The sequence below is a fragment of the Variovorax paradoxus NBRC 15149 genome, assembly GCF_001591365.1.
Lineage (GTDB): Bacteria > Pseudomonadota > Gammaproteobacteria > Burkholderiales > Burkholderiaceae_C > Variovorax > Variovorax paradoxus.
The window spans coordinates 705,510-730,385 of the sequence record NZ_BCUT01000005.1; the positions used below are offsets into that span (position 1 = coordinate 705,510).

General features: G+C 69.7%; 13 protein-coding genes. 9 read left to right on the top strand and 4 right to left on the bottom strand.

Annotated features, from left to right (window positions below; translation table 11 throughout):
• Positions 1 to 101: 101 nt before the first annotated feature.
• Genes VPA02S_RS23745 through VPA02S_RS23760 form a run of 4 tightly spaced genes read right to left on the bottom strand, consistent with a single transcriptional unit; the run spans position 102 to position 6,205 of the window.
• Complete coding sequence (locus VPA02S_RS23745; protein ID WP_015866689.1) at positions 102 to 1,157, bottom strand: TRAP transporter substrate-binding protein; 1,056 nt, start codon at positions 1,155 to 1,157, stop codon at positions 102 to 104.
• Positions 1,158 to 1,195: 38 nt separating this feature from the next.
• The gene (locus VPA02S_RS23750) at positions 1,196 to 2,401 is read right to left on the bottom strand and encodes an alpha-hydroxy acid oxidase (RefSeq protein WP_062365898.1); all 1,206 of its coding nucleotides are present in this window, start codon (positions 2,399 to 2,401) and stop codon (positions 1,196 to 1,198) included.
• A gap of 16 nt (positions 2,402 to 2,417) precedes the next feature.
• Complete coding sequence (locus VPA02S_RS23755; protein ID WP_062365900.1) at positions 2,418 to 4,034, bottom strand: indolepyruvate oxidoreductase subunit beta family protein; 1,617 nt, start codon at positions 4,032 to 4,034, stop codon at positions 2,418 to 2,420.
• Positions 4,035 to 4,045: 11 nt separating this feature from the next.
• Positions 4,046 to 6,205 (bottom strand): thiamine pyrophosphate-dependent enzyme, encoded by a 2,160-nt coding sequence (locus tag VPA02S_RS23760; RefSeq protein WP_062365901.1) that lies wholly within the window; start codon positions 6,203 to 6,205, stop codon positions 4,046 to 4,048.
• A gap of 78 nt (positions 6,206 to 6,283) precedes the next feature.
• Between VPA02S_RS23760 and VPA02S_RS23765 the strand changes: the two genes are divergently transcribed.
• The 9 genes from VPA02S_RS23765 (at position 6,284) to VPA02S_RS23805 (ending at position 24,827) form a co-directional block, all read left to right on the top strand.
• Positions 6,284 to 7,204, top strand: a complete 921-nt coding sequence (locus tag VPA02S_RS23765) for a LysR family transcriptional regulator (RefSeq protein ID WP_062365903.1) — start codon at positions 6,284 to 6,286, stop codon at positions 7,202 to 7,204.
• 93 nt (positions 7,205 to 7,297) lie between these two features.
• On the top strand, positions 7,298 to 8,551 hold the full coding sequence (locus VPA02S_RS23770; RefSeq protein WP_174545090.1) for an Nramp family divalent metal transporter: 1,254 nt from the start codon (positions 7,298 to 7,300) through the stop codon (positions 8,549 to 8,551).
• 369 nt (positions 8,552 to 8,920) lie between these two features.
• Complete coding sequence (locus tag VPA02S_RS23775; RefSeq protein WP_062366041.1) at positions 8,921 to 16,414, top strand: non-ribosomal peptide synthetase; 7,494 nt, start codon at positions 8,921 to 8,923, stop codon at positions 16,412 to 16,414.
• A gap of 18 nt (positions 16,415 to 16,432) precedes the next feature.
• Positions 16,433 to 17,758: a glycosyltransferase gene (locus VPA02S_RS23780; protein WP_062365907.1), complete on the top strand. Its 1,326-nt coding sequence runs from the start codon at positions 16,433 to 16,435 to the stop codon at positions 17,756 to 17,758.
• A gap of 17 nt (positions 17,759 to 17,775) precedes the next feature.
• Positions 17,776 to 17,985, top strand: a complete 210-nt coding sequence (locus tag VPA02S_RS23785) for an MbtH family protein (protein WP_018905360.1) — start codon at positions 17,776 to 17,778, stop codon at positions 17,983 to 17,985.
• Positions 17,986 to 18,181: 196 nt separating this feature from the next.
• On the top strand, positions 18,182 to 19,801 hold the full coding sequence (gene xdhA / locus VPA02S_RS23790) for a xanthine dehydrogenase small subunit (protein WP_062365908.1): 1,620 nt from the start codon (positions 18,182 to 18,184) through the stop codon (positions 19,799 to 19,801).
• A gap of 2 nt (positions 19,802 to 19,803) precedes the next feature.
• Entirely contained in the window at positions 19,804 to 22,254 is a 2,451-nt protein-coding gene (xdhB, locus tag VPA02S_RS23795) for a xanthine dehydrogenase molybdopterin binding subunit (RefSeq protein WP_062365909.1), read from the top strand.
• A 126-nt stretch (positions 22,255 to 22,380) separates the two neighbouring features.
• Complete coding sequence (locus VPA02S_RS23800; RefSeq protein ID WP_015866681.1) at positions 22,381 to 23,364, top strand: LysR family transcriptional regulator; 984 nt, start codon at positions 22,381 to 22,383, stop codon at positions 23,362 to 23,364.
• Between the two features lie 179 nt (positions 23,365 to 23,543).
• The gene (locus tag VPA02S_RS23805) at positions 23,544 to 24,827 is read left to right on the top strand and encodes an NCS2 family permease (RefSeq protein ID WP_174545094.1); all 1,284 of its coding nucleotides are present in this window, start codon (positions 23,544 to 23,546) and stop codon (positions 24,825 to 24,827) included.
• Positions 24,828 to 24,876 lie beyond the last annotated feature (49 nt).

Here is a 24,876-nt window from a genome sequence, read left to right on the forward strand (position 1 = left end):
TCCGCGCACTTCGTGTCGCTTCTCCTCCCCCCCTACCGGGGGGCGGGCCGGCCGCTTCGGGCGGCCGTGCGCGGCGGCCCCCGGGCAATACAGATACTGAATCACAGTGCCGACTTGTACTTGGCGAGGCTGGCCTTGAGCGCATCCATCACGGCCTTCGGGTCTTCGCCCGCCTTCTTCACGGTGTCGGCCCACTGCGCCTCGGAAGGCGCTGCGGCCTTGCGCCAGGCATCGAGCTGCTCCGGCGTGAGCTTGTAGACCTCGTGGCCCGGCTGCGCGGCGATCTTCGCGCGCCCGCCGAACTCGAAGTCGGCCCACGGCCCGGCCACCTTCTGGGCCCACTCGCTGGTGCAGTGCTCGTCGATCACCTTCTTCTGGCCGGCGGACATGGCGTCGTACTTGCCCTTGTTCATCACCCAGACGAAGGGCGTGACGTAGAGCGGCGCGTCCATGTGGTACTTGACCACCTTGTCGATGCCGAACAGGCCGATCGATCCCCAGGGGAAGGTGATGGCATCGGCCACGCCGCGCTCCAGCATGTCGCGCGACTCGGGCGCCGAGGCCTGCACGTTGGTGCCGCCCAGCGAGGTGATCAGCTGGCCCACGGTGCTGGTGGCGGGCCGCACCTTCATGCCCTTGATGTCGGTGGGCAGCGTGATCTTCTTGCGCGAGTGGAAGGTGCCGGGGTCGTGCACGAACGCGAAGCAGTACTTCACGTCCTTCATTTCCTTGGCCGCGTAGTTGCGGTACCAGGCGTCGATGGCGGCCGAGCCCTCCTTGCCGTTGGCGAACAGGAAGGGCAGCGACGCACCCGCCATCACCGGAAAGCGGCCGGGCTGGTAGCCGGGGTTCACGTAGGCGAAGTCGGCGATGCCGTCGCGCGCCATGTCGTAGTGGTCGAAGGCCTTGCCGAGCTGCTCCGATGGAAACAGGATCGCGGTGATGCTGCCGTTCGACGCCTTCTTGATGTCGTCGGCCCAGGCCTGCAGCGCGGGGTTGAGCGGATGCTGCGCGGGCACCCAGCTCGAGAGCTTGATCTGCACGGCCTTGTCCTGCGCCTGCACGGCGGGCGTGCCGAGTGCAAGGGCGGCGCAGATGGCGATCAGGGCCGGCGCAGCGGGGCGCTTCGGATGATGGGGGTGGCGGTGGGTTTTCATGGTCTCCTTCGTTATGTTTCTGAACTAATCCGTGCAATCTAGGCAGCGGCGCGCGCCGCGTAAATGGCGGGTTTCCCTTGCAGGGTGTCCTTGGGCGGCGGCTCGGGCCGGCCGACGTGGCGCGGCCCGAGCTCGGCCGCGTGCGTGGCGCCGAGCAGCGTCATGGTGCGTTCGGTTTCCTGTGCCAGCAGCTGCAGCACCGACAACGCGCCTTGCTCGCCGCCGCAGGCCAGGCCGTAGAGCGGCGCACGTCCGGCCAGCACGCCGCGCGCGCCCAGTGCCAGCGCCTTCACCACGTCGCTGCCGCGCCGGATGCCGCCGTCCATGAGCACCGGAATGCGCCCGCCGGCGGCATCCACCATGGCGGGCAGCACGGCGATGCTCGCGGGCGCCGCATCGAGCTGGCGGCCGCCGTGGTTCGACACCACGATGCCGTCCGCGCCGTGGCGCACGGCGCGCCGCGCGTCCTCGGCGCCGAGCAGGCCCTTGACCAGCAGCGGGCCGTCCCACAGCTTGCGCAGCCAGGCGAGGCTTTCCCAGGTGAGCCGGCGGTCCATGGTGCGCGAGAGCAGCGCGGCCTGCGCCTGCGCGGACACGGGCGCGCCGTCGTCGTCCGGCAGCAGGTTCGCGAACTGCGGCATGCCGCTGCGTGCGAGCCGCATCAGCCACGCCGGATGGCGCGCCATGTCGAGCACGGTGGCGGGCGTGAGGCGCATCGGCAACCGGAAGCCGTGCCGCAGGTCGCGCTCGCGCAGCCCGCTGACCGGCACGTCGACCGTGAGCACCAGCGCCTCGAAGCCGGCCGCGCGTGCGCGCCGCACGATGCGCTCGGCAATGGCGCGTTCGCCCATCACGTACAGCTGCATCCACAGCGCGGCGTCGGGCGCGGCCGCGCGCACGTCCTCGATGCGCGTGTTCGATGCGGTCGAGAGAACGAAGGGCACGCCCGCGCCCTGGGCCGCACGGGCCAGCAGGGCGTCGGCGCCGGGGCGCACCAGGCCGGCCAGGCCGATGGGCGCGACCGCGAAAGGCGCGCGCCAGCGGCGGCCGAACAGTTCGATGCCGATGTCCACCGTGCTGGTGTCGCGCAGGCATTCGGGAATCAGCGGCAGCTGTTCGAGCGCATCGCGGTTGCGCTGCAGGCAGCGTTCGTCCTCGGCACCGCCGTCGACATAGTCGAACACGAGGCGCGGCAACATCCGGCGCGCACGGCGCCGGTGTTCTTCGACATTGAGCAGCGGCATCGTGGGTGCCTCGGCCTCAGGCGCTGCCCGCGGGCTTGCGCTTCATCCAGCGGATCGGCTGGGCCTTGACCGGGCGGGCGGGCGCGCCGTGCGCCACCAGCGCGGCATCGAGCGCGCGGCCGGCATCGTCGGCCAGCGCGGCGTTGCGCGCCGCCGCCACCGATTGCGCGCGCTCGGCCGGCGCCACGCCGGGCTGCGCCGCCAGATGGCCGGCCAGGTGCAGCAGGTTTTCCTTGCCGCGCTCGTTGGTGCTGCCATAGCCCTTGATGAGCCGGCCGCACAGCGCAAGCTCGTGGCCCAGCACCCAGGCTTCGCGCGTGCCGGCCTCCACCGCCGCGAGCCAGCGTTCGATCAGCGCCTGTTCCTCGGCAAAGCGCTGGCCGCGGCGGCGCAGCCACTTCAGCGATGACAAGAGGCGCAGCGACGCCATGCCGGCCACCGAATGGCTGCCCACCTTCAACGGCAGCGCCCAGGGCGCGAGGCCGCGGGCCTGCCGGCCGCGGTCCCATGCCGTGATGCGGCGCGCCAGGCCCGGCGGCAGCAGCGCGGCGAATTCGGCCGCGCCGGGCTTGAAATGGTCGTAGACCTTCACGATGTCTTCCTCGGCCGCGCGCACTTCATGCCGCACGCGTTGCGCACGGCTCGCGCGGCCCTTGAGCGCGGCCACGCGCACGATGTCGTCGAAGGCCATCCACAGCGCGAGCCAGCGCGCGGCTTCGCGGGTGGTGGCAAAGCCCTGCGCGCCGGCCGGGTCGGCCGCGCGTTCGGCATCGAGCACCCGGCCCAGCCGCTCGGCGTAGAGCGCGGCGTAGGCGGCGTCCTGGTAGTCGAGCACGCGCGCATGGCCGAGCGCGAGCATGTCGTGCACGGCCGGCGGAAAGCGCCGCGCGAGTTCGTCCGGCAGGGCGCGCGGCGGGGGCGGCGCGTCGCGCGTGTCGGCGGCCAGCACGCTGCTCACGAAGGCGGCCTGCGCGCGCGGCGTGCCCACGGCCTCGAAGCCGGCCGCAAAGCCGCGCAGGCTGGCCGCGGCCATCCTGCCCAGCTTCTCGGGCGCGCGGGCGTCGCCGCCGCGCACCACGTGTTCGTAGGCCTCGCGCGGGAACGGGAACAGGCCGCTGCCCGCGATGGCGCCGAGCATCACCGCGCTGACCACCGTGCCGGTTTCGCGCGCCATCGCATTCATGTCGAACACATGGTGTTCGCGGCTGAAGGCCTTGACCACGTCGACGAGGCGCTGCGCATCGGCGCGGCCGTCGCCGGGCTGCATGCGCTCGGCGGTGGTGAAGATGCGCGCCGACGAACTGATGACCAGCGTGCGCAGCGGCGCGCTCATGCCGTTGCCGATCTGGCGCGCGGTCTCGAGCAGCTCCGACGACACGATGGCGTCGAGCGCGCCCGGCACCGGGCTCAGGCTGAACACCGGGCGCCGGCCGGCCAGCTGCGCGAGCGGCACCGGGAACACCTCGATGTAGTAGGTGGTGGCGCCGGTGCGCTGCGCCACGCCGGGAATCGACGTGCTCTGCGCGGCATGGCCGGCATGGCGCGCGATGTCGACCAGCCATTCGGTGAGCACGCCGCCGCCTTCGCCGCCCAGGGCGCAGACGAGCAGGGAGATGGGGCGGTTCTGTTCCATGTGGTCGTCTCTCATGCGGGTTGCAGCACGCGCACCACGGCGCCGCGCAGTGCGTGCAGCAGGCGCTCGTGCCACTTCGGGTTTTGCACCACCTCGGCGCGGTAGAAGCTCGGGCACAGCGTGGCCGCATGCGCGTTCTCGCCGCACAGGCCGCAGCCCACGCAGCCGTCGATCACGGTGGCCACGGGGTCGACCTTGAGCGGGTCGGGGTTGTCCTTGAGCGTGAGCGTGGGGCAGCCCGACAGGCGGATGCAGGCGTGGTCGCCGTTGCACACGTCCTCGTCCACGCCGTACTTCACGCGCACCACGCGCTCGCCCTTCTTGAGCAGGCCGGCAATCCAGGGCTTGATGCGGCGCTGCCGCTCGAGCTGGCATTCGCCCTCGGCAATCACCACCTTGAGGCCGTTGAAGTCGCTGGTGAGCGCCTCGGTCAGGGTCTTGCGCATGCGCTCCACGTCGTAGGTGGTGACGGTGCGCATCCACTTGACGCCCAGGCCCGTGAGCGTGGCCTCGATGGTCTGGTTCTTGTCGACCAGGCTCTGCTGCTTGTCGACGGCGCGCTCCTTCGTCTCGTCGTCGGGCGTCGAGATGATGTCCTGCGTGCCGGTGGCCGAGGTGTAGCCGTTCTTGAAGATCAGCAGCACTGCGTCGTCGCCGTTGAAGAGCGCGCTCTGCACGCCGGTGAGCAGGCCGTTGTGCCAGAAGCCGCCGTCGCCCATGATCGACAGCGTGCGGCGGTTCATCATGGGCGCCACGCCCGCGCGGCTTGCCAAGCTCATGCCGTAGCCCAGGATCGAATGCCCCATCGAGAAGGGCTCGAAGGTGCCGAAGGCATGGCAGCCGATGTCGGCCGCGATGTGCACCGGCCCCGTCTCCTGCTGCGCGAGCTTGAGGGCCGAGAACACCGGCCGCTCGGGGCAGCCGACGCAGAAGCTCGGCGGCCGGTTGGGCAGCAGCGTCTCGAGCTGGCGCGCCACGGCCTCGCGGCGCTCGCGGTTGCCGGCGAGCCAGGCCTTGGCGGAGGACGAAGCCTCGCCGCTCTCGATGTACTTTGCGGCGAAGGCGCCAAGGCCGCCTGCGAGCACCTCGACGCCGTATTCGCCGGCCGCGGGCAGCATGTCCTTGCCATGCAGCGGCGTCTGGATGTCGCGCCGGCGCAGCAGGGTGGCGATGTCCTGCTCGATGTATTCGGGCTGGCCTTCCTCCACCACCAGCACCGCGCGCTTGCCGATGCAGAAGTCGGCCACCTGCTCGGGCACCAGCGGGTAGGTCACGTTGAGCACCAGGATCGGGATGTCCGTCTCGCCGAAGGCATCGGCCAGGCCCTGCTGCTGCAGGCTGCGGATGAGCGCGTTGTAAAGCCCGCCCTGCACCACGATGCCCAGGTCGGCGTGGGTGCGGCCCGGTATCAGTTCGTTGAGGCCGTTCTCGACGATGTAGCGCCGCGCCGCCGGAATGCGCTCATCGCCCTTGAGCTTCTCGTGGCGGAAGGTGACGGGCGGATGCGCGAGCCGCATGTAGTCGAAGCCCGCGGGCTCGTTCATCAGCGCGCGGGTCGACACCGCGGGCGCGATGTTGTCCTTGCATTCGAAGCTGCCGCGCACGTGGCAGGTGCGGATGCGCAGCTCCATGAGGCAGGGCATGTTCGAGGTCTCGGACAGGCGAAATCCTTCTTCCACCATGCGCACCATCACGCCGAGATCGGGCCGCGGATCGAGCAGGCACATGCTCGACTTGAGCGCGTAGGCATGCGTGCGCTCCTGGATCACGCTGGCGCCTTCGCCGTAGTCCTCGCCCACCACCACCAGCACGCCGCCGGTCACGCCGGGCGACGACAGGTTGGAAAGCGCATCGGCTGCCACGTTGGTGCCGACTATCGACTTCCAGGTGACGGCGCCGCGCAGCGGGTAATGGATGGAGGCGCCGAGCATGGCCGCGGCCGAGGCCTCGTTGGAGCAGGCCTCCACGTGCACGCCGAGCTCGTCCATGTAGGCCTTGCCCTGCACCATGACGTCGAGCAGGTGCGACACCGGCGCGCCCTGGTAGCCGCCCACGTAGGCCACGCCGGACTGCAGCAGGCCCTTGGTGATTGCGAGGATGCCCTCGCCGTGGAAAGTTGCGCCGGCGCCCAGGCGCAGCAGCTCGACTTCCTTGCTGAATGAAACTTCCATCGTGTCTCTTTTTTCTGGGGGTCTCGCAGTGTGGTCGGCGCGCCGCCATACATCAATAAAATAAGCAAGCTATCCAACATGAATGCCATGCATATCGAAAAGCTCGACCTCAACTTGCTGCGGCTCTTCGATGCGGTCTTCCGCGCCCGCAGCGTGAGCCGCGCGGCCGACGCGCTGGGCCTCACGCAGCCGGCGGCCAGCCATGGCCTCACGCGGCTGCGCCTGCTGCTGGGCGATGCGCTCTTCACGCGCACCCCCGGCGGCGTGGCGCCCACGCCGCGGGCGGAGCGGCTGGCGGTGCCGGTGCAGGCGGCGCTGGCCATGCTGCAGCAGGCACTGGCCGAGCCCGAGCGCTTCGACCCGGCCGCTTCGCGCAAGCTGTTCCGCATCCACATGAGCGACATCGGCGAAGGCCGCTTCCTGCCCGCGCTGATGGCGCGGCTGCGCGAGCTGGCGCCGGGCGTGCGCATCGAGACCATGCCGCTGGCCACCGGCGACATTGCTGCCGCGCTCGACAGCGGCCGGATCGACTTCGCCTTCGGCTTCCTGCCCAAGGTGAAGGACACGCAGCGCGCCCAGTTGCTGAAGGACTGCTACATCGTGCTGCTGCGAAAGGGGCACCCGTTCGTGACGAAGCGGCGCCGCAGCGGCCAGGCGCTGCTCGAGGCGCTGCAGGAGCTCGACTACGTGGCGGTGCGCACGCACGCCGAGACGCTGCGCATCCTGCAGCTGCTGAACCTCGAGGACCGGCTGCGCCTGACCACCGAGCACTTCATGGTGCTGCCGGCCATCGTGCGCGCCACCGACCTGGCGGTGGTGATGCCGCGCAACATCGCGCGCGGCTTTGCCGAGGAAGGCGGCTACGCCATCGTGGAGCCGCCGTTTCCGCTGCGCGACTTCACGGTGTCGCTGCACTGGAGCAGGCGCTTCGAGGCCGATCCGGCGAACCGCTGGCTGCGCCAGGTGATCACGGCGCTGTTCTCCGAGCGGGCGGGGTAGGGGGAAAGGCGCAGGATATTCACGGATTTTTTCGGCGAAAAGCCTGCGCAAGATCATCTGGCGGTCAGGCTCGGCGTGCCACGATCGGGCCACATGAAGAAACGTATTCCGTCGTTCCTGCGCCACGTGGGGCCCGGCGTCGTCACCGGTGCGGCCGACGACGACCCCTCCGGCATCGCCACCTACACCCAGGCCGGCGCCCAGTTCGGCACCGGCCTGCTCTGGACGGTGTTCCTGTCGCTGCCGTTCATGGTGGCGATCCAGCTGGTGTCGGCGCGCATCGGGCGGGTCACGGGCAAGGGCGTGGCGGCCAACCTGCGCGAGCACATGCCGCGCGGCTTCCTGTTCGCCCTGGTGGCGCTGCTGGTGGTGGCCAACACGATCAACATCGCGGCCGACATCGCGGCCATGGGCGAGGCGCTGCAGTTGGTGGTGGGCGGCGGCGCGCATTTTCATTCGCTGATCTTCGGCGTGGTCACGGTGCTGCTGCAGGTGTTCGTGCCCTACCGCAAGCTGGCCCACATCCTCAAGTGGCTGACGCTCACGCTGTTTGCCTACGTGGCGGCGGTGTTCGCGGTGCAGGTGGATTGGGGCCGCGTGCTGCACGACCTCGTCGTGCCCCGGCTGCAGTGGAACGGCAGCTACTGGATGATGATCGTGGCGCTGCTGGGCACCACCATCTCGCCGTACCTGTTCTTCTGGCAGGCCTCGCAGGAAGTCGAGGAGCTCCGGCTCAGGGGCGGGCGGCGCGGCACCGACCAGGAGGTGTGGCGCGACCTGCGGCGCGTGCGGCTCGACACCTGGCTGGGCATGACCTTCTCGAACCTGATCGCCTTCTTCGTGATGGTGGTGGGCGCGGCGGTGCTGTTCGCGGCGGGGGTGCACGACGTGTCTTCGGCGGCGCAGGCGGCCGAGGCGCTGCGGCCGCTGGCGGGCGATTTCGCGTTCTGGCTCTTCGCGGGCGGCATCATCGCCACCGGCTTGCTGGCGGTGCCCGTGCTGGCCTCGTCGGCTGCCTATGCGGTGGCCGAGGCCTTCGGCTGGGAAGAAGGGCTGGAGCGGCACTGGCGCGAAGCCAAGGAGTTCTACGGGATCATCGCGGTGGCCACGCTGGTGGGCACCGCGCTCGACTTCACGCCGATCGATCCGATGAAGGCGCTCTACTGGAGCGCCGTGATCAACGGCGTGGTCGCCGTGCCGATCATGGCCGCGATGATGGTGCTGGTGTCGCGCGAGAAGGTGATGGGCCTGTTCACCTCGGGGCGCCGCACGCGCTGGCTCGGGTGGGGCGGCACGGCCCTGATGGGCTTCGCGGCGCTGATGATGGGATGGGACATGGTGCGCTGACGCGGACCGCGCCCGCAGCCCGGGCATCCATCGAAAGTACGCGCCGCGGGGCGCGTTTTTTTTGCGCGGCCGTTCGCACGCCGATGGATGCCCCTACGGAACTTGTACCAAGTTGCTGCGTTGCAACAACGGTTTTCCGGGTGTCGGGCCCCGGAAATACGATGAAAGCCTTCGCATTCGACCATCGCCGATCGAATGTTCACTTCCCGCTGAAACCTTTCTCGCTCAAGGCCGCGCGTGAAATTTTCGTGCCCGGAAAAGCGTCACTGAAATTGTTGCAACCACTTGTAGAGTGGTTTGGCGCTGCGTCCATTCCACGCGCCCATGCAGCGTTGCGTTGCCGATTTCATTCAAGAGCTGGAGAAGTGCATGACTACCGCCGATCACCTGGGCCGCACCGCGCCCCTTACCTCGGGTCAGATGGCGATGTGGCTCGGCGCAAAGTTCGCGTCGCCCGACACCAATTTCAATCTTGCCGAAGCCATCGAGATCGATGGCGCCATCGACCCCGCCATCTTCGTTGCCGCCATGCGCCAGGTGGCCGATGAAGCCGAAGCCACGCGGCTCGGTTTCATCGACACGGGCGACGGGCCGCGCCAGGTCGTGGCGCCCACCTTCACCGGCGAGATCCCCTACCTCGACCTGAGCGGCTGCAGCGACGCGCAGGCCGAGGCCGAGCGCTGGATGCGCGCCGACTTCACGCGCAACGTCGACCTGGCGACCGGGCCGCTGTGGCTGTCGGCGCTGATCCGCCTCTCGCCCGCGCGCCACATCTGGTATCACCGCAGCCACCACATCGTGCTCGACGGCTTTGGCGGCGGACTCATTGCGCGCCGCTTCGCGGACGTCTACAGCGCCATGGCCGAAGGCAGCGCGGCAGTGCCTGATGAATCGCGCCTCGCGCCGATCTCGCAGCTGGCCGAAGAAGACAACGCCTACCGCGCATCGGGGCGCTTTCCGCGCGACCGCCAGTACTGGGTCGAGCGCTTCGGCGATGCGCCGGATCCGCTGAGCCTGGCCTCGCAGCGTTCGGTCAACATCGGCGGCCTGCTGCGCCAGACGGTGCACCTGCCGGCCGCCAGCGTGCAGGCCCTGCAGGCCATTGCGCAAGAGCTCGGGACCACGCTGCCGCAGATCCTCATCGCCACCACCGCGGCCTACCTGTACCGCGCCACCGGCATCGAGGACATGGTGATCGGCATCCCCGTGACGGCGCGCCACAACGACCGCATGCGGCGCGTGCCGGCGATGGTGGCCAACGCGCTGCCGCTGCGCCTGGCGATGCGCGCGGACCTGCCGATCCCGGAACTGATCCGCGAGGTCGGCCGGCAGATGCGGCAGATCCTCAGGCACCAGAGCTACCGCTACGAGCACCTGCGCAGCGATCTCAACATGCTGGTTGCCAACCGGCAGCTGTTCACCACGGTGGTCAACGTCGAGCCCTTCGACTACGACTTCCGCTTTGCGGGCCATGCCGCCAGGCCGCGCAACCTGTCGAACGGCACGGCCGAGGACCTGGGCATCTTCCTGTACGAACGCGGCAACGGGCAGGACCTGCAGATCGACTTCGACGCCAACCCCGCGGTGCACAGCGCGCAAGGGCTGGCCGACCATCAGCGCCGGCTGCTCGCCTTCATGGCCGCGGTGATCCGCGAGCCGGACCAGGCCATCGGCCATGTCGACCTGCTGAGCATGCATGAGCGCACGCAACTGCTGGTGGAGTGGAACGACACGGCGCACTCGGTGCCCGCCACCCATCTCACCGCGTTGATCGAAGCGCAGCTTGCAGCCAACCCGCAAGGCATCGCGCTGCGCTTCGAGGGCGAGGCGATGCGCAACGACGAACTGAACCGCCGCGCCAACCGCCTCGCGCACCTGCTGCGCGCACGCGGCGCGGAGCCGGAGCGCACCGTGGCGCTGGCCATTCCGCGCTCGATGGAGTTGATGGTGGCGCTGCTCGCCACGCTGAAGACGGGCGCCGCCTACCTGCCGGTCGACCCCGACTTTCCGCAGGACCGCATCGCCTTCATGCTCGGCGACGCGCAGCCGGTGTGCCTGGTCACGACCATGGCGCTTGCGGAGACGCTGCCGGGCGGCGCAGGGCAATTGCTGCTCGACCTGCCGCAAACGATTGCCGAACTGGGGAGTTGCGCCGACAGCGATCCCGCCGCGGCGATCGATCCGGACCATCCGGCCTATGTGATCTACACCTCGGGCTCCACCGGGACGCCGAAGGGCGCGGTGGTGTCGCACCGAGCCATCGTCAACCGCCTGCGCTGGATGCAGCACCGCTACGGCCTGCGGGCCGGCGACCGCGTGCTGCAAAAGACGCCTTCGAGCTTCGACGTGTCGGTCTGGGAATTCTTCTGGCCGCTGATCGACGGCGCCACGCTGGTGCTCGCAAAGCCGGGCGGCCACAAGGATGCGGCCTACCTGGCCGATCTGATTGCCAGCGAAGCCATTACCACGATCCACTTCGTGCCGTCGATGCTCGAGGTCTTCCTGCGCGAGCCCGCCGCGTCCGCCTGCAGCACGCTGCGGCGCGTGATCTGCAGCGGCGAAGCCCTGTCGCCCGCGCTGGTGTCGCAGTTCCAGCAGCGCCTGTCCTGCGAGCTGCACAACCTCTACGGCCCGACCGAGGCCGCCGTCGACGTGACCTCGTGGGAATGCCCGCGCGAGCCGCAAGCCGCAGCGGCACTGGCGAGCGTTCCGATCGGCCGCCCGATCTGGAACACGCAGATGCATGTGCTGGACAGCGGCCTGCAGCCCGTGCCGCCGGGCGTGGCCGGCGAGCTCTACATCGCGGGTATCGGCCTGGCGCGCGGCTACCTCGGGCGGCCGCTGCTGAGCGCCGAACGCTTCATTGCCAACCCGTACGGCGAGCCCGGCAGCCGCATGTACCGCAGCGGCGATCTTGCGCGCTGGCGCAGCGACGGCAGCCTCGACTTCCTGGGCCGCGCCGACCAGCAGGTGAAGATCCGCGGCCTGCGCATCGAGCCCGGCGAGATCGAATCGGTGCTGCTGCGGCATCCGCAGGTGGCGCAGGCCGCGGTGCTTGCGCGCGAGGATGTGCCGGGCGAGAAGCGCCTGGTCGCCTACGTGGTGGCTGCCGATGCGGCCGATCTGCAGGCCGCCGAGCTGCGCACGCACCTGGCGCAGGCCTTGCCCGAGTACATGGTGCCCTCGGCCTTCGTGAGCCTGCCGGCGCTGCCGCTGGGCCCGAGCGGCAAGCTCGACCGCAAGGCGCTGCCGGCGCCCGAACTGCAGGCCGCCACGCCGTATGCGGCACCGCGCACGCCCACCGAAAGAATATTGGCCGGGCTCTGGGCCGAGACGCTGCACCTGCCGCGCGTGGGCATCCACGACAACTTCTTCGAGCTCGGCGGGCACTCGCTGATGATCGTGCAGCTGATCTCGATGATCCGGCAGCAGTTCATGATCGACCTGCCGCTGGACACGCTGTTCCAGGTCTCCACCATCGCCGGCCTCGCGGAGCTGCTCGACCAGGAGACGGTGGCGCGACCCAGCCTCGTGCCGATGCCGCGCCCGGCGCGCATTCCGCTGTCGTTCGCGCAGCGCCGCCTGTGGCTGATGAACCAGCTCGAGGAAGGCAACCCGGCCTACAACATGCCGCTGGCCCTGAGGCTTTCCGGTGTGCTGGACCGCGCAGCGCTGCACGAGGCGCTGGGCGACCTGGTGCAGCGCCACGAGAGCCTGCGCACCATCTATCCGAACGACAACGGGCTGCCCTACCAGCACATCCTGGACGGTGCCGAAGCGCGGCCGGCGGTGATCGAAGCCGACAGCAGCGAGGAAGACATCGCCGCGCAGCTGCATGCCGCGGCGCACCGCGGCTTCGCGCTCGGCACCACGCCGCCCCTGCGCACGCACCTGTTCAAACTGGCCGCCGACGAGCACGTGCTGCTGCTCTTGACGCACCACATCGTCGGCGACGGGGCCTCGCTGCTGCCGCTGGCGCGCGACCTGAGCGCGGCCTATGCGGCGCGCCGCGAAGGCAGGGCGCCGGGCTGGGCGCCGCTGCCGCTGCAATATGCCGACTACGCGCTGTGGCAGCAGGAACTGCTCGGCAGCGAAGACGACCCCGACAGCATGGCCGGCCGCCAGCGCGAGTTCTGGCGCGAGACCTTGAGCGACTTGCCCGAGCGGCTGAGCCTGCCCGTCGACCGCCCGCATCCGGCGGTGCCCAGCTACCGCGGCGACGTGGTGCCGATGCAGATCGCGCCGCGCGTGCACGAGCGCATGCTGCAGCTGGCGCGCGACGGCCAGGCCAGCGTCTTCATGGTGCTGCAGGCCGCACTCGCGGGGCTGCTGCACCGGCTCGGCGCCGGCGACGACATCGCCATCGGCACGCCGGTGGCCGGGCGCAGCGACCACGCGCTGGACGAGCTGATCGGCTGCTTCGTCAATGCGCTGGTGCTGCGCACCGACCTCTCGGGGCAGCCGAGCCTGCGCGAGCTGATCGCGCGCGTGCGCACCACCAACCTGGCGGCCTACGCCAACCAGGAGCTTCCGTACGACCGCATCGTGGAGCTGCTGCGGCCGGGCCGCTCGGGCGCCAACCTGCCGCTGTTCCAGGTCATGCTGGGCTTCCAGCAGGGCAGCAACCGGCTGTCCTTCAGCCTGCCGGGCCTGTCGATCACGCCGCAGCCGGTGGCCGTGGACACCGCAAAGTTCGACCTGTCCTTCATCCTCGACGAGCAGCGCGGCGCCGACGGCCTGCCCGGCGGCATTGCCGGCGGCATCCAGTACAGCACCGACCTGTTCGATCGCGGCACGGTCGAGGCCATTGCGGCGCGGCTCGCGCGCCTGCTCGAAGAGGCCTGCGATGCACCCGACGAACCCATCGGCAGCCTGGCCATCCTGAGCGCCGAGGAAAACCGCCGTGTGCTGGAGGACTGGAGCGGCCGCACGCGCGAGCTGGCGCCGCTCACGCTGGCCGCCATGGTGCAGGCCCATGCCGCCGAGCGCCCGCATGCGGCGGCGGTGGTGCGCGACGATGCGACCGTGAGCTATGCCGAGCTCGACCTGCGCGCCAACCGGCTCGCGCACCTGCTGCGCGGCCGGGGCATCGGCGCTGGCGCCATCGTGGCGACGGTGCTGCCGCGTTCGCTCGACCTCGTGGTCGCGCACCTGGCCATCGTCAAGGCCGGCGCGGCCTACCTGCCGATCGATCCGGCCCACATGGCCGGGCGCAGCGCCTTCGTGTTCGAGGAAGCGGCGCCCGCCGCCGTGCTGACCCATGCCGCGCTCCTGCCGCAGCTGGCCGGCGTGCCGCACTGCATGGCGCTCGATGGCGACGAGACGGCCGCCGCGCTGGCAATCCAGCCCGACGGCCTGCCGGCGCAAGCTGCCGATTCGCAGCAGGCCGCCTACGTCATCTACACCTCGGGCTCCACCGGCGTGCCCAAGGGCGTGGTGGTGCCGCATGCGGGTCTCGCCAGCCTGGGCGCCGCGATGACGGAGCGGCTTGCGATCACGCCCGATTCGCGCGTGCTGCAGTTCTCCTCCAGTGGCTTCGATGCTTCCGTGATGGACCAGCTGATGGCCTTCCACGCCGGCGCCGCGCTGGTGCTTCCCGCGGCGCAGCCGCTGCTGGGCACGGACTTGGCCGAGCTACTCGAGAGGCAGGCCATCAGCCACGCGCTGATTCCGCCTGCCGCGCTGGCTACCTTGCCGCCAGGCGAATTTCCGCGGTTGCAGACGCTGGTGGTGGGCGGCGACGCCTGCCCCGCGGCGCTGGCCGCGCGCTGGTCGCAGGGCCGCCGCATGGTCAACGCCTACGGCCCGACCGAGATCACCATCTGCGCGAGCATGAGCGCGCCGATGGATGCGACGGAGCCGCCCTCCATCGGCCAGCCGGTCTGGAACACGCGGATGTACGTGCTCGACGACAGCCTGCGGCCGGTGCCGCCCGGTGTCGCGGGCGAGCTGTACATCGCCGGCAGCGGCGTGGCGCGCGGCTACCTCAAGCGGCCCGTGCTGAGCGCCGAACGCTTCATTGCCAATCCGTATGGCGAGCCCGGCAGCCGCATGTACCGCAGCGGCGATCTCGCGCGCTGGCGCAGCGACGGCAGCCTCGACTTCCTGGGCCGCGCCGACCAGCAGGTGAAGATCCGCGGCTTCCGCATCGAGCCCGGGGAGATCGAGTCGGTGCTGCTGAAGCATCCGCAGGTGACGCAGGCCGCCGTGGTCGTGCGCGAGGACATCCCGGGCGACAAGCGCCTGGTGGCCTACTTTGCCGCCGCCCCCGATCCGCAGCCGGTCGAGCTGCGCGCGCACATGGCGAAGGCGCTGCCCGACTACATGGTGCCCTCGGCCTTCGTGCACCTGCTGTCGCTGCCGCTGACACCGAGCGGCAAGCTCGACCGCAAGGCGCTGCCCGCACCCGAGCAGCAGCAGGCCGGCGCGCGGTACGTGGCACCGCGCACGGCCACCGAGAAGCTGCTTGCGGGCCTGTGGGCCGAGACGCTGCAGCTGCAGCGCATCGGCATCCACGACAACTTCTTCGAGATCGGCGGCCATTCGCTGATGGCGATCCAGCTCGGCATGCGCATCCGCCAGCAGCTGCGCGCGGACTTCCCGCATGCCGAGGTCTACAACCGCCCCTCGATTGCCGAGCTGGCCGCATGGATCGACGACAACGCCGGCGGTGGGGCCGAGGCGCTGGACCTGTCGCGCGAACTCGAATTGCCCGCGCACATCCGCCCGCAGGGCACTGCTGCACCGGCACTGAAACCCAAGCGCGTGTTCCTCACCGGCGCGAGCGGCTTCGTCGGCAGCCACCTGCTGGCCGCATTGCTGCGCGACACCGCGGCCTGCGTGGTGTGCCACGTGCGCGCCGAGGACGCGCAGGCCGGCGAGCTTCGCCTCAAGCGCACGCTGGCCCAGCGCCGGCTGGGCGCGGTGTGGGACGAGGCGCGCATCCAGGTCGTGACCGGCGACCTCGGCAAGCCGCGCCTGGGCCTGGAGGAGCACGCCGTGCAGCTGGTGCAGGACGGCTGCGACGCCATCTACCACTGCGCCGCGCAGGTCGACTTTTTGCATCCCTATGCGAGCCTCAAGCCCGCGAACGTCGACAGCGTGGTCACGCTGCTCGAATGGACGGCGCAAGGCCGCGCGAAGAGCATGCACTACGTTTCCACGCTCGCGGTGATCGACCAGAACAACAAGGAAGACACCATCACCGAGCAATCGGCGCTGGCCTCGTGGAGCGGGCTGGTCGACGGCTACAGCCAGAGCAAGTGGGTCGGCGATGCGCTGGCCCGCGAGGCGCAGGCGCGCGGCATGCCGGTGGCGATCTACCGGCTGGGCGCAGTCACCGGCGACCACGCGCATGCGATCTGCAACGCCGACGACCTGATCTGGCGCGTGGCGCACCTCTACGCCGACCTCGAAGCGATTCCCGACATGGACCTGCCGCTCAACCTCACGCCGGTGGACGATGTGGCGCGCGCCATCCTCGGCCTGGCGGCGCAGCAGGCCTCGTGGGGCCAGGTGTTCCACCTGACGAGCCAGGAGGCGCTGCGGGTGCGCGACATTCCGCCGGTCTTCGAGCGCATGGGCATGCGGCTGGAGCCGGTGGGGCTCGAGTCCTGGCTGCAGCGCGCGCACCAGAGGCTGGCCACCGTGCAGGACCGCGACCTGGCCGCGGTGCTCGCGATCCTCGACCGCTACGACACCTCGGCCACGCCGCCGCAGGTGAGCGGCGCCGCCACGCATGCGCAGCTCGAAGCCATTGGCGCGCCGATCCGCCCGGTGGACCGCGAGCTGCTGCAGCGCTACTTCATCGACCTGGGCATCGACACCAAGGCGCGCCGCGCCGCGGAAACCACCGCTTCATAGGAAGGAGCAAGAACGCAAATGGCAAGCTATCTCATCGCCGCCACCGCCTTGCCGGGCCACGTGCTGCCGATGCTCGCGATCGCGCAGCACCTCGTAGGCCGCGGGCACGAGGTGCGGGTGCACACCGCGAGCCAGTTCAGGGCGCAGGCCGAGGCCACCGGCGCCAGCTTCACGCCGTTCGCACCCGCGATCGACCACGACTACCGCGACCTCGACAAGCGCTTTCCCGAGCGCCAGCGCCTGTCGTCCGCGCATGCGCAGCTGTGCTTCGGCCTCAAGCATTTCTTTGCCGATGCCATGGCCGCGCAGCACGTGGGGCTGCGTTCGATCCTCGAGGAGTTCGAGGCCGATGCCATCGTGGTCGACACCATGTTCTGCGGCACTTTCCCGCTGCTGCTGGGCCCGCGCAACAAGCGCCCGGCCGTCGTCGCCATCGGCATCTCGGCGCTGCCGCTGTCCAGCTGCGACACCGCCTTCTTCGGCACCGCGCTGCCGCCGTCGAGCACGCCGGAAGGGCGCGCGCGCAACCGGGCGATGAATGCCAACCTCAAGCAGGCGATGTTTGGCGAAGTGCAGCGCCATTTCGACGGCTTGCTGGCGCGCGCGGGTTCGCCCGCGCTGCCGGAATTCTTCGTCGATGCGATGGTCAAGCTGCCGGACCTGTACCTGCAGCTCACGGCGCCTTCCTTCGAATACCCGCGCAGCGACCTGCCCGCATCGGTGCGCTTCGTCGGCCCGCTGCTCGCGCCCGCGAGCCGCGGCTTCACGCCGCCCGACTGGTGGCACGAGCTGGACGACGGCCGCTCGGTCGTGCTGGTGACGCAGGGTACGCTGGCCAACCAGAACCCGGCGCAACTGATCGGCCCGGCGCTGCAGGCGCTGGCAGGCGACAGCAAAGTCCTCGCCATCGCCACCACCGGCGGCCCGGTGCCGCCTGCGCTGGCTGCGAACCTGCCCGCCAATGCGCGCGTGCTGCCGTTCTTGCCCTACGACCGGCTGCTGCCCAAGGTGCATGCGATGGTCACCAACGGCGGCTACGGCTCGGTCAACCATGCACTGAGCCTCGGCGTGCCCCTGGTGGTGGCCGGCACCAGCGAAGAGAAACCCGAGATCGCCGCGCGCGTGGCCTGGTCGGGCGCGGGCATCAACCTGGGCAGCGGCCAGCCGGGCGCGCGCCAGATCGGCGACGCCGTGCGCAAGGTGCTGGGCGAGTCCACCTATCGGCAGCGCGCGGCCGCATTGCGCGAGGATTTCGCGCGCCATCAGGCGCTCGCCGGCATCGCCGAGGCGCTGGCGGCGCTGCGCCGCACCACCACAACTCCCGCATCCGCGGCCATGGCCTGAACCCCGAGGAAATCGACATGAGCAACCCGTTCGACGACAAGAGCGCCAGCTTCCTGGTGCTGGTGAACCACGAGGGCCAGCACTCGCTGTGGCCCGCCTTCATCGCCGTGCCCGCCGGCTGGCAGGTGGCGCTGGCAGCGACCGACCGGGCCGCCTGCAATGCCTTCATCGATGCGAACTGGGTCGACATGCGGCCGCGCTCGCTGGCGGCGGCGGGCGGCGGCTGACGGTACCCGGCGCTCGCCACCATGGGCGCGCTCAGGCCCATGGCCCGGGAATTGCTCTCGCTCTCCAGGGTTTCCCCTTAGGCCGCATACCCGCGTCCACATACGCAATATGGCGCCTGCGGTATGTGGGCAGGGGCACAAGCGGCTAACGTCCAGGCTTGGCCGGGAAACCGAGCCGCCCACGAGGCCAAAGAGCATGAGCACAGAGAGCAGCAGCAGCAACAACAACAGCACGCAACCCGTCCGCTTCTTCCACCGCGGCAGGATCGTCGACGTCAGCGGCGTCCATCCGACCCGTTCGGTGCTCGATTGGCTGCGCGAGGACGCGCATTGCACCGGCACCAAGGAAGGCTGCAACGAGGGCGACTGCGGCGCCTGCACCGTGGTGATCGGCGAACTGGCCAGCGACGCCAACGCGCCGGGCACGGTCGGCGGGCTGCAGCTGCAGACGGTCAATGCCTGCATCCAGTTCCTGCCCACGCTGCACGGCAAGGCGCTGTTCACGGTCGAGGACCTGAAGGCGCAGTGCGCCGCGGCCCAGCCGCAGGACAGCGGCAACAAGAAGCACGCCGTCCACACGCTGCATCCCGTGCAGCAGGCGATGGTCGACTGCCACGGCTCGCAGTGCGGCTTCTGCACGCCGGGCTTCGTGATGTCGCTGTGGTCCGCCTACGAGCACCACCAGGCCGAGGGCACGCAGCCCACGCGCCAGCAGCTGGCCGACGAACTCTCGGGCAACCTGTGCCGCTGCACCGGCTACCGGCCGATCCTCGATGCCGGGCAGCGCATGTTCGACCTGCCGGCCGTGCGGCTCGATACCCAACCCGTGGTGGCGGCGCTCACCGCATTGCAGAACGATGGCCTGGACTACGCCGCACCGCTCGGCGCCCGCATCGACCACTTCCATGCGCCGCGGACACTGGCACAGCTGGCCGCGCTGCGCGAGCAGAAGCCGCGCGCCCAACTGCTGGCCGGCTCGACCGACGTCGGCCTCTGGGTCAACAAGCAGTTCCGCGACCTCGGCGACATCATCTACGTGGGCGACGTGGCCGAGATGAAGGCCATTGAAACGCGTGCCGATGAGCTCTACATCGGCGCCGGCGCCTCGCTCGAAGCCGCCTTCGAAGCCCTGGTGCAGCGCGTGCCGAGTCTCTCGGACGTGTGGCTGCGCTTTGCCTCGCCGCCGATCCGCCATGCCGGCACCATGGGCGGCAACGTGGCCAACGGCTCGCCCATCGGCGATTCGCCACCGGTGCTGATGTCGCTGGACGCCCAGATCGAGCTGCGCCGCGGCGACGCGGTGCGCCGCATGCCGCTGCCCGACTTCTACGTCGACTACATGAAGAACCAGCTGCAGCCCGGCGAGTTCGTGCAGGGGCTCGCGGTTCCGCTCGCGGCCATGCAGCGCCAGGTGCGCGCCTACAAGATCAGCAAGCGCTTCGACTGCGACATCTCTGCCCTGTGCGCAGGCTTCGCGATCGAGCTCGAAGAGGGCAGCGACACGGTCAAGGCCGTGCGCCTGGCCTTCGGCGGCATGGCCGCCATCGTGAAGCGCGCCGCAAATGCCGAAGCGGCCCTCGTCGGCAAGCCGTGGACGCAGGCCAGCGTCGCCGCCGCGAAGCTCGCGCTCGCGCAGGACTTCAAGCCGCTGTCGGACATGCGCGCCTCGGCCGACTACCGGCTGCAGGTGGCGCAGAATCTGATCCAGCGCCTCTGGCTCGAAACGCGCACCGAAGACGCGCTGTCGCTCGAAGAGACCAGTGTGTGGAGCGTGATGCCGCATGCCGTCGTCAAAGCCACGGCCGAAGGAGCCTGACCATGAACAAACCCATCGACGCCCGCCTGCTGCAGCCCGCCGAGGCCTTTGCCGACTACCTGAAGAACACCGCCGCGCGCATCGACCCCGTGGCCGAAGCGATCGCGCATGATCTTGGCGCGCGTGTCGGCATCAGCCGGCCGCACGAGTCGGCGCACCTGCACGTGGCCGGCGAAGCGACTTACATCGACGACATTCCCGAAATCACCGGCACGCTGCATTGCGCGCTGGGCCTGTCGCCCGCCGCCAACGGCCGCATCACGGCGCTGTCGCTCGACGCCATCCGCGCGATGCCCGGCGTGGTCGCGGTGCTCACGGCCGACGACATTCCGGGCACCAACGACTGCGGTTCGATCATTCACGACGATCCGATCCTCTTGCCCGTGAACGAGGGCGGCGAGATCCGCTACCTTGGCCAGCCCGTGTTCGCCGTGATCGCCGAGACGCGCGAGGCCGCGCGCCGCGCCGCTTCCAGGGCCAAGGAGGCGATGACCATCGAGGCCGAGCCGCCCGTCATCACGCCGCAGGAGGCGCATGCGCGCGGCCAGTACGTGGTGCCGCCGATGCACATCGTGCGCAGCGGCGGCAGCGCCAACGAAGGCGACGAAGCCGCCGTGCGCGCCGCTATCGCCAGGGCGCCGCACCGCCACAAGTCCACGCTCGACGTCGGCGGGCAGGAGCAGTTCTACCTCGAGGGCCAGATCAGCTACGCCATTCCGAAGGAAGGCGGCGCGCTGCACATCCACTGCTCCACGCAGCACCCGAGCGAGATGCAGCACCTGGTGGCGCATGCGCTGCACCTGCAGTCGAACGAAGTGCATGTGGAATGCCGGCGCATGGGCGGCGGCTTCGGCGGCAAGGAGTCGCAGTCGGCGCTGTTCGCCTGCGTGGCGGCCATCGCGGCGCGGCAGCTGCAGCGCCCGGTCAAGCTCAGGCTCGACCGCGACGACGACTTCATGATCACCGGCCGCCGCCACTGCTTCTGGTACGAGTACGAGGTGGGCTACGACGACGAGGGCCGCATCCTCGGCGCGGAGATCACCATGGTGTCGCGCGCCGGCCACTCGGCCGACCTCTCGGGCCCGGTGATGACGCGCGCGCTGTGCCACTTCGACAACGCCTACTGGCTGCCCAACGTGGCCATGCACGGCTACTCGGGCAAGACCAACACGCAGAGCAACACCGCGTTCCGGGGCTTCGGCGGGCCGCAGGGCGCGATTGCCGTCGAGAACATCATGGACTCGGTGGCGCGCGCGCTGGGCCGCGATCCGCTCGACGTGCGGCGCGTCAACTTCTACGGCACGACGCAGAACAACGTCACGCCCTACCGCCAGACCGTGACCGACAACATCGTCCACGAACTGGTGGCCGACCTCGAAGCCAGCAGCGGCTATCGCGCGCGGCGCGAAGAGATCGCGGCGTTCAATGCAAAGAGCGTGGTGCTCAAGCGCGGCCTCGCGCTCGCGCCGCTCAAGTTCGGCATCTCGTTCAACGTCAAGCATTTCAACCAGGCCGGCGCGCTGGTGCATGTGTACACCGACGGCTCGATCCTCGTGAACCACGGCGGAACCGAGATGGGGCAGGGCCTCAACACCAAGGTGGCGCAGGTGGTGGCGCACGAGCTGGGCGTGAGCTTCGAGCGCGTGCGCGTCACGGCAACCGACACCACCAAGGTGGCCAACACCTCGGCCACGGCCGCATCGACCGGCGCCGACCTGAACGGCAAGGCCGCGCAGGATGCCGCTCGCCAGATCCGCGAGCGCCTGGCCGAGAGCGCCGCCGAGCGCCATGGCGGCAAGGCGAGCGAGGTGCGCTTTGCCAACGACAAGGTCGAGGTCAACGGCCGCTCGCTGGCCTTCAGCACCGTGGTGGGCGAGGCGTATCTCGACCGCAAGCAGCTCTGGTCCGACGGCTTCTATGCCACGCCCGGCCTCAGCTGGGACAAGGACAGGATGCAGGGCCGCCCGTTCTACTACTACGCCTACGGCGCGGCGGTGAGCGAGGTGATCGTCGACACGCTCACCGGCGAATGGAAGCTCTTGCGCGCCGACATCCTGCACGACGCGGGCAAGTCGCTGAACCCGGCCGTGGACATCGGCCAGGTCGAGGGCGCCTTCATCCAGGGCATGGGCTGGCTCACCACCGAGGAGCTGGTGTGGCATCCGCAAAGCGGCAAGCTCACCACGCACGCGCCCAGCACCTACAAGATCCCGACCGCCAACGACTGCCCGCCCGTCTTCAACGTGCGCCTGTTCGAAGGCCAGAACTTCGAGGACTCGATCCACCGCAGCAAGGCCGTGGGCGAGCCGCCGCTCTTGCTGCCGTTCTCGGTGTTCTTCGCGATCCGCGATGCGGTGTCGGCGGCGGGTGGGCACAAGATCGATCCGCCGCTGAAGGCGCCGGCCACGAGCGAATCGATCCTTCGCGCCATCACGGCCGTGCAGTCCGCCTAGCCACTCGTAGACTTTGGCGCATGTCCAAAGTCATCCCCATGCCCCACGCCCTCGTCCTCTTCGCGAAACACCGCGGAACCGGCTTTGCCGGGCCGCTGGTGCGGCCCGCTGCCCGGGGGGGACGCCATGCGTGACCAGGCATTGTTCGACAAGATCGATCTTCATCTGATCAGGGTGCTTCACACCGTGCTGACCGACCGCAGCGTCTCGCGCGCCGCCATTCGCCTGGGCATGTACCAGCCGGCCGTCTCGGCCGCGCTGAAGCGGCTGCGCGAACTCTCGGGCGATCCGCTGCTGGTGCGATCGGGCTCGGGCATGGTGCCGACCGATGCGGGGCTGCGGATGATCGAGCCGGCCGCAAGCATCCTGCGCGCCGCCGAGATGCTTTTTTCCGATGCGCGCGGCTTCGAGCCGCAGTCGGCGGCCACCACCTTCCGCATCGCCGCAAGCGACTACATGGACCCGCTGTTCCTGCCGATGCTGGTGGCGCATGTCAAGCGCGAGGCGCCGCTGTGCCAGATCGAGATCCATGCGCTCACGCCCGATTCCGACTACCACGGCCACCTCGCGCTCGGCCAGGTCGACCTGGTGATCGGCAACTGGCTCAAGCCGCCGGAAGACCTGCACATGGCGCGGCTCTTCGGCGACGAGGTGGTGTCGCTGGTCAACCAGGACCACCCGGCCGTGCGCCGCGGCTGGGACCTGGAGACCTGGCTCGCGGCCGAGCACATCGCGCCCACGCCCATGCACCCGGGCGGGCGCGGCATCATCGACCAGATGCTCGACGAGCTCGGCCGGCAGCGCAACATCACGGCGCGCTGCGCGCACTTCAGCCTGATCCCGGACATGGTCGCGTCGAGCCTCCTGGTGCTCACCACCGGCCGCCAGTACTGCGAGCGCTTTGCCGCGCGCCTGCCGGTGAAGATCCTCGAGTGCCCGGTGGCGCTGCCGCGCCTCATGTACTACCAGCTCTGGCACGAGCGCACCCATTCGTCGAGTTCCGCGCGCTGGCTGCGCGAATGCATCAAGGACGTGGCGGCGTCGCTGCGGCCCGCCTTCACCACGCCGGCCTCGCGCGCCTTCGCGGCCGAAGCCCCCGATCCGCCCTGACGATTCTTCCTCTGGCCGCGCCGGCGTCGCGGCCAAGGCATGTTTGAACGAACCGCCACATACAACAGCTGGAGACAAGCGACATGAACAGGTTTGAAGAGGTGCCCAAGGTCACCGATCCCCACGCCTCGGGGACAGCCGCGCGCAGCGCGCCGCAGGGCGCGAACTGGCTTGAACGCATGTTCAAGCTGACCGAGCACAACACCACCGTGCGCACCGAAGTCATCGCAGGGCTCACCACCTTCCTGACGATGGCCTACATCATCTTCGTGAACCCCTCGATCCTCGGCGATGCGGGCATGCCCAAGGGCGCGGTGTTCGTGGCCACCTGCCTGATCGCGGCGCTGGGCACGCTGATCATGGGCCTGTATGCCAATTACCCGATCGCGATGGCGCCGGGCATGGGACTGAACGCCTACTTCGCCTACGTGGTGGTGCTGGGCATGGGCTACACGTGGCAGGTGGCGCTGGGCGCGGTGTTCATCTCGGGGACGCTGTTCCTGGTCGTCACGGTCACGGGGCTGCGGGAGCTGTTCATACAGGGCATACCGCAGTCGCTGCGAACGGCGATCACCGTGGGCATCGGCATGTTCCTGGCGCTCATCGCGCTCAAGAGCGCGGGCGTGGTCGCGGCATCGCCGGCCACCTTCGTCACGCTGGGCGACCTGCACTCGGCGCCGGTGGTGCTGGCGACGCTGGGCTTCCTCGTGATCGTGACGCTCGACCGGCTCAAGGTGCGCGGCGCCATCCTCATCGGCATCATGCTGGTGACGGTGCTGTCGTTCTTCTTCGGCGGCAACAAGTTCCATGGCGTGTTCGATGCGCCGCCGTCCATTGCGCCCACCTTCATGCAGCTCGACATCCTGGGCGCGCTCAAGGGCGGCATCCTGAACGTGGTGCTGGTGTTCTTCCTGGTCGAGATGTTCGACGCCACCGGCACGCTGATGGGCGTGGCCAAGCGCGCGGGCCTGTTGGTGCCCGGCAAGATGGAACGCATGAACAAGGCACTGCTGGCCGACAGCGGCGCGATCTTCGCGGGCTCGCTGCTCGGCACCTCGAGCACCACGGCCTACGTGGAAAGCGCGGCTGGCGTGCAGGCGGGCGGGCGCACCGGCCTCACGGCGGTGGTGGTGGCGGCGCTCTTCCTCGCCTGCCTGATGATCTCGCCGCTCGCGGGATCGGTGCCGGCCTATGCCACGGCGCCGGCGCTGCTCTTCGTGGGCTGCCTGATGCTGCGCGACCTCGTCGAGCTCGACTGGGAAGACACCACCGAGGTGATCCCCGCGGCCGTGACCGCGCTGGCCATGCCTTTCACCTATTCGATCGCCAATGGCCTGGCCTTCGGCTTCATCACCTACGCGGTGCTCAAGCTCTGCACCGGCCGGGCACGGGAAGTGCATGCGATGGTCTGGGTGATCGCGGCGATTTTCCTGTTCAAGTTCGCCTACATCGGCGGACACTGAGGGGCGCGCCGTCGGGCGCCGATGGATGCGGAAGCTGCTATTAAACTTA

Bases quoted from the DNA above. Each gene is read 5' to 3' on its own strand.
- xdhB (WP_062365909.1), top strand. From the start codon at position 19,804: ATGAACAAACCCATCGACGCCCGCCTGCTGCAGCCCGCCGAGGCCTTT.
- VPA02S_RS23765 (WP_062365903.1), top strand. From the start codon at position 6,284: ATGAATGCCATGCATATCGAAAAGCTCGACCTCAACTTGCTGCGGCTC.
- VPA02S_RS23785 (WP_018905360.1), top strand. From the start codon at position 17,776: ATGAGCAACCCGTTCGACGACAAGAGCGCCAGCTTCCTGGTGCTGGTG.
- xdhA (WP_062365908.1), top strand. From the start codon at position 18,182: ATGAGCACAGAGAGCAGCAGCAGCAACAACAACAGCACGCAACCCGTC.
- VPA02S_RS23760 (WP_062365901.1), bottom strand. From the start codon at position 6,205: ATGGAAGTTTCATTCAGCAAGGAAGTCGAGCTGCTGCGCCTGGGCGCC.
- VPA02S_RS23805 (WP_174545094.1), top strand. From the start codon at position 23,544: ATGTTCAAGCTGACCGAGCACAACACCACCGTGCGCACCGAAGTCATC.
- VPA02S_RS23770 (WP_174545090.1), top strand. From the start codon at position 7,298: ATGAAGAAACGTATTCCGTCGTTCCTGCGCCACGTGGGGCCCGGCGTC.
- VPA02S_RS23800 (WP_015866681.1), top strand. From the start codon at position 22,381: ATGCGTGACCAGGCATTGTTCGACAAGATCGATCTTCATCTGATCAGG.
- VPA02S_RS23750 (WP_062365898.1), bottom strand. From the start codon at position 2,401: ATGCCGCTGCTCAATGTCGAAGAACACCGGCGCCGTGCGCGCCGGATG.
- VPA02S_RS23780 (WP_062365907.1), top strand. From the start codon at position 16,433: ATGGCAAGCTATCTCATCGCCGCCACCGCCTTGCCGGGCCACGTGCTG.
- VPA02S_RS23755 (WP_062365900.1), bottom strand. From the start codon at position 4,034: ATGGAACAGAACCGCCCCATCTCCCTGCTCGTCTGCGCCCTGGGCGGC.
- VPA02S_RS23775 (WP_062366041.1), top strand. From the start codon at position 8,921: ATGACTACCGCCGATCACCTGGGCCGCACCGCGCCCCTTACCTCGGGT.
- VPA02S_RS23745 (WP_015866689.1), bottom strand. From the start codon at position 1,157: ATGAAAACCCACCGCCACCCCCATCATCCGAAGCGCCCCGCTGCGCCG.